The 3726-nt window shown below is 57.1% G+C and carries 5 protein-coding genes; all 5 read right to left on the minus strand.

Going from position 1 to position 3726, the window contains the following annotated elements; all coding sequences use genetic code 11:
• Window positions 1-469, minus strand: a 469-nt coding sequence (hisB, locus tag ACTTKG_RS09745; RefSeq protein WP_442674006.1) for an imidazoleglycerol-phosphate dehydratase HisB, incomplete at its 3' end; no start/stop codon positions are given.
• Between the two features lies 1 nt (window position 470).
• Entirely contained in the window at window positions 471-1820 is a 1350-nt protein-coding gene (gene hisD, locus ACTTKG_RS09750) for a histidinol dehydrogenase (RefSeq protein WP_442674007.1), read from the minus strand.
• Window positions 1817-2485 (minus strand): ATP phosphoribosyltransferase, encoded by a 669-nt coding sequence (hisG, locus tag ACTTKG_RS09755; protein ID WP_442674008.1) that lies wholly within the window; start codon window positions 2483-2485, stop codon window positions 1817-1819. Before hisG ends, hisD begins: the two co-directional genes overlap by 4 nt.
• A 182-nt stretch (window positions 2486-2667) precedes the next feature.
• Window positions 2668-3192: a phosphohydrolase gene (locus tag ACTTKG_RS09760; protein ID WP_442674009.1), complete on the minus strand. Its 525-nt coding sequence runs from the start codon at window positions 3190-3192 to the stop codon at window positions 2668-2670.
• Window positions 3189-3726: ATP phosphoribosyltransferase regulatory subunit (locus ACTTKG_RS09765; RefSeq protein ID WP_442674010.1), on the minus strand; the 538-nt coding region annotated here is incomplete at its 5' end. The genes ACTTKG_RS09765 and ACTTKG_RS09760, both read right to left, overlap by 4 nt.

The raw sequence follows: 3726 nt of genomic DNA on the forward strand, positions 1-3726 counted from the left end.
TGCCGTAAAGCACCTTGGCATGAAGCGTGATGCCGGCGTTAAAGGCAAAGGCGCGCAAAAATTCCTCCGTCAGCTCCGTATCGTAGCTACCGACGACGGGCGTCATTTCGCCCCCGTCGTAGACGAGATACGCTCTGCCGCTAAGATCGAGCGATACAAAGGCGAGCGCTTCATCCATCGGCAGATAGAAAGAGCCATAGCGCGTGATGCCCGCCTTGTCGCCGAGCGCGTCGCGAAACGCCTGCCCCAAGGCGATGCCGATGTCCTCGACGGAATGATGCCCGTCCACCGCAAGATCGCCACGGCACTGAATCTCCAAGTCGAAAAGCCCGTGTACGGCGAAAAGCGTCATCATGTGATCGAAGAAGCCGATCCCCGTAGCGACTGCGCATTTTCCCGTGCCGTCCAGAGCGATGCGAAGCGCGATCTCCGTTTCGTTTGTCTTCCGCTGAATCTCGGCTTGCCGCATATCAATCGCTCCTCCCTTGGCTGCGCAGACGCACGGCATTGGCATGGGCGTGCAGCCCCTCCGCTTCCGCAAGGCGTATGATGTCCGCCTCCACCCCATGCAGAGCATCCTTCGTATAAGAAATGATGCTCGTGCGTTTCATGAAGGTTTCGACGTTGAGCACGGAGTAGAATCGCGCCGTGCCGCCCGTGGGCAGCACATGGTTGGGGCCTGCGAAGTAGTCGCCCAACGGCTCGGGCGAGTACGCGCCGAGAAAGACGGCGCCCGCATGGCGCACATAAGGCAAGAGTTCAAACGGCTGCTTCGTCAAAAGCTCCAGATGCTCCGGCGCGGAGATGTTCGCATACTCTATCGCCTCCATGATATGGTCGGCGATGACGATAAGACCGTTCTGCTCGATCGACGCGCGGGCGATCTGCTCCCTCGGCAGTCCCTTGAGCTGCTCATCCACCAAGGCATCGACCTCGTGCGCGAGCGCTTCGCTCGTCGTGATGAGGATGCTCGATGCCAAGGTGTCATGCTCCGCTTGACTGAGCATGTCGGCTGCCGTATAGGCGGGATCCGCCGTTTCATCAGCGACGATGAGGATCTCGCTCGGCCCTGCCAGCATATCGATGTCACAATGCCCGTAAACCGCCTTTTTCGCCAGTGTGACGAAGATGTTGCCGGGGCCTGTGATCTTATCGACGCGCGGAATCGTCTGCGTGCCGTAAGCCATAGCGGCGATCGCCTGCGCACCGCCGATCTTATAAATCTTCGATACGCCCGCGATTTTCGCCGCAAGAAGCACATAGGGATTGATCTTGCCGTTTTTCGGCGGCACCATCATGAGGATTTCGCCGACACCCGCGACAGCGGCAGGCACAGCGTTCATCAAGACGGACGACGGATACGCCGCCGTGCCGCCCGGCACATAGATGCCCGCACGGTCGAGCGGTATCAGCGACTGCCCGAGAATCGAGCCTTTCTTGCGGTATGTCAGCCACGAGCTCGCCTTTTGCTCCTCGTGATAGCTGCGTACATTGCGCGCGGCTTTTTCCAGCGATGCGACGATCGCAGGATCGGCGGCTTTTGCCGCTTCGGCAAACTCCTCTTCCGATACTTGAAAATCTTCGGGAGAAAAATCCGTGCCGTCAATGAGCTTCGTATACTTGACGACAGCTTCATCGCCATGACGGCGCACATCCTCGACGATGCGCAGGGCGACCTCTGCCGCCGTGAGATCTGTGCCGAAAATTTTCTTATTTGCCTCGCGTATCTTAGGACTGAGCTGCACCTCGTCGAAGGGCGGCTTCGTCAACAGCTTCCGAATCGCGTCCTTTCCGAGCGCTTTCGCCGATACAATCTTCATCGTTTTGCCTCCCCGCTTTCCAGTGTGCCGCGCAAATCTTCGACCAGACGATAGATCCGATCAAACTTCAGCTTATAGCTCACGCGATTGACAATAAGCCGCGCCGACGCATCCATGATGTGCGCGATCTCCTCAAGGTTGTTCTCCTTCAGCGTCGTGCCCGTTTCCACGATGTCCACGATGCTCTCGGAAAGCCCGACCAGAGGGCCAAGCTCAATCGAACCGTTGAGCTTGATATACTCCATCTGCATCCCCTTTTTCGTAAAAAACTGCTCGGCGATATGCGGAAACTTCGTCGCGACACGCGTATGCGCATAGTCCGTGAGCTTTGCCCGCTTCTCAGCCTTGTCCACCGCCATCATCAGATGACATTTGCCAAAGCCCAAGTCAAGCACCTCATAGACGTCTTTCTCCTCTTCTGCGAGAACGTCTTTGCCGATAACGCCGATGTCCGCCGCACCGTACTCGACGTACGCCGGCACGTCCGCCGTCTTTGCGACGATGAAGCGAATTTTCTTCTCCTCGTTGGCGATGATGAGCTTGCGCGACTTCTCTTCCAAGCCATCCGCCGTATAGCCGACGCGGGAAAAAAGTTCCTTGGAAAGCCCGAAGAGTTTACCCTTCGGGAAAGCAATCGTCAAGTATTCCTTGCCGTTTATATCCATTCCTTGCACCTCAAATCACTAGGGAAACGCTGATAAAATGAAGTTGCCCAGATTTGCACAGATGCGCTGTGCCTATCTAGGAGACAAACCGCAGGCGTAGCAGAGCTACGTCGAGGATTTGTCGACGACGAGAGGACAGCGTAGATGTGTGAAGATGGGCGGCTGAATTTATCAGTGGTTCCCTAATTCATGCTGTCCGCCTGCCGCAGCAAACGCAATTCCGCTGCATCGGATGAAGCGGGCGGACTGTGGTGCAGGCGTATGACGGCAGCCTCTTTGCCGCACCCCAGCAGCCGCAATTTCTCGCTGCCGATCTCCGCATGATGATCATAGACATAGAGCGCATGACGCCAAAAGCCGAAAGCCCCGTCGCGCGAAAGAGCCGCAAAGCGGCGGGAAAGCTGCGGTAAAAAACGGTGCAAAAGGACGACGCCGACCTTGCCCCAGAGACCGAGATCCCCTTGCACGCGCCCCACATCATGAAGAAGCGCGATGCGCACGAGAAAAATTTCGTCGATGCCGTCTTCCGCACGCGCCAGCTGCAGCGCCGTATATGCCGTATGAACGGCATGACGCTGATCGATGACGTCCATCGCATAGAAAAGCGCACGCTCCTCTTCGCGCAGAAAGCGGCGGACAAATGCATGGTCACGTTCACGCAAACGCGCCGTAAGCGCATGAAAAAATTGCAGAATTCTCTGTTTCATGAAAGATAGATCAACTCTTGATAGCCCTTGCTTTTTCTATACGCATCGGCAATCTGCTCCGTTTGCGCCTGAAATGCTATTTCAGCAACCTTCCCCTGCGCCCGCAGCCGCTTTGCCTCCTGCAAGGCTTTGGGAAGCTGATCGTGCGCATAGGCGATGTAGCAGTCCTTTTGGGGCAGAGTCTTTTCGCGGCGCTGCCGCTCCTTCGCCAAGAGCAGACGCTCGATGCCGAGCGCGAAGCCCGTGGCAGGGCAGGCATTGCCGAATCCCGCGAGCAGCTGGTCGTAGCGTCCGCCGCCGCAGATCGGATAGCCCAGCCCCGGGGCATACGCCTCAAAGACCATGCCTGTGTAATAATTCAAGCTGCGGATCACGCCGAGATCAAAATAGACGGCATCGGCAACGCCATATTCCTGCAAGAGCCGATAGATTTCCGACAGATTGTCGAGCGCACGTCTGCCCTGCTCGTTCAAGGCGATGCTGTAAGCTTCCTGCAGCACATCTTGCTTTCCGTGCAGCGTGGGCACCTTTTTC

Origin of the sequence: Selenomonas sp. (genome assembly GCF_052169755.1) — a bacterium.
Lineage (GTDB): Bacteria > Bacillota > Negativicutes > Selenomonadales > Selenomonadaceae > Selenomonas.